The sequence below is a fragment of the Streptomyces sp. NPDC002690 genome (assembly GCF_053592415.1).
This window is the reverse complement of record NZ_JBSFVR010000761.1, coordinates 1-1,132: the sequence shown is the minus strand read 5'-3', so window position 1 is coordinate 1,132 and position 1,132 is coordinate 1. Positions and strand designations below refer to the sequence as shown.

At 71.7% G+C, this 1,132-nt stretch carries 2 protein-coding genes; both read right to left on the bottom strand.

All coding sequences use genetic code 11. The features are described from left to right. Positions 1 to 59 precede the first annotated feature (59 nt). The gene (locus ACWD3D_RS37345; protein WP_451465069.1) at positions 60 to 560 is read right to left on the bottom strand and encodes a hypothetical protein; all 501 of its coding nucleotides are present in this window, start codon (positions 558 to 560) and stop codon (positions 60 to 62) included. A 106-nt stretch (positions 561 to 666) separates the two neighbouring features. Next, a complete protein-coding gene (locus ACWD3D_RS37340) occupies positions 667 to 1,062 on the bottom strand; it encodes an ACT domain-containing protein (protein WP_451465068.1) in 396 nt (131 codons plus the stop codon). Positions 1,063 to 1,132 lie beyond the last annotated feature (70 nt).

Genomic DNA, 1,132 nt, shown 5'->3' with positions numbered 1-1,132 from the left:
CGACGGAACTCTCTCCGTCGGCCGCAGGGACGTTTCGTCCGTGCTCAGGGCCTCGCGGGTCAGCCCTGCTGGAAGAGTTCCGCGGGCAGCGGCTTGAGCAGTGCGTAGAGGTCGTCGGTGATCGGACGGTCCCAGCTGGCGATCGTGACGAGGACGCCGTCGCTGCGGTCGAACTGCACACAGGCGATGCGCGTCTCGGAGAGCTTGACGCGGCGCACGATCAGCAGGTTGTCGCCCTGCATCACGGGAATGTCCTCGGTGGCGGTGACTTCCACCGGCTCGTCGTTCTCCAGGGCGAGGAGCAGTTGCGCGACCTCGAAGGGGACCTGGCCCTCCTCGGTCTCGCGGGCGGGCGAGCCCGCCGGGAGATTCCCGATGATCATGGCCGGACCGCGGCCACCGTAGAGGTCGTACCGGAGGAAGACGCCCTGGCAGGTGCCGTCGGGCGCGGGCAGCAGACCGGCACCGAGGTTCCCGGGCCAGTCCCCCGGGTCCATGGCGAGGACATCGAAGTCCGGGCCGGCGGGAGTGGCGGCGCTGCGACGGCGGAGGAAGGACATGCAGCCATGTTACGTGGCCCGGCTCACGTCGCGGAGCCGGGCCCGCGCGGGCGCGGAGCGAACCGGGCACCGCGTCCCCCGGGCACCCGGGGGTCCCGGGGAACGGCTATTCCGCGGCGAGCGACTCCAGCACGGCGACGGCTTCGGGGGCTCGCTCGTACGGGACGAAAAGGTGGTCGTGGTGGTAGCCCGCGATCACGTTGCAGCTGATACCCGCGTCCGTCAGCGCGAGGGAGACGGCGGCGGTGAGCCCCACCGCGTCGAGGGCGGAGTGCACCCGCAGGGTGATCCAGCCCGCCACGAAGGCGTGGGGAAGGCCGGCCTCCCTCGCCTCGTGCTCCGGCAGGACGAGGGTCAGCCCCTCCCGTTCCATGACCGTGACGACGGGCGAGACGCCCGCGGGCACGGAGTCCCGGCGCACGCTGGCGAAGACGTACCGGCCTTCGTTCAGCTCGGGCCTCATGGTGCTCAGGAGGGTACGGAGGTCTCGCTCACCGGTCATGCGGTCATCGTAGGTGCACGACCGGGAACCGGCGCGGCCCGCACGACCGGAGGCCGGGACGGCGTGCTGC

Bases quoted from the DNA above. Each gene is read 5' to 3' on its own strand.
- ACWD3D_RS37345 (WP_451465069.1), bottom strand. From the start codon at position 560: ATGTCCTTCCTCCGCCGTCGCAGCGCCGCCACTCCCGCCGGCCCGGAC.
- ACWD3D_RS37340 (WP_451465068.1), bottom strand. From the start codon at position 1,062: ATGACCGGTGAGCGAGACCTCCGTACCCTCCTGAGCACCATGAGGCCC.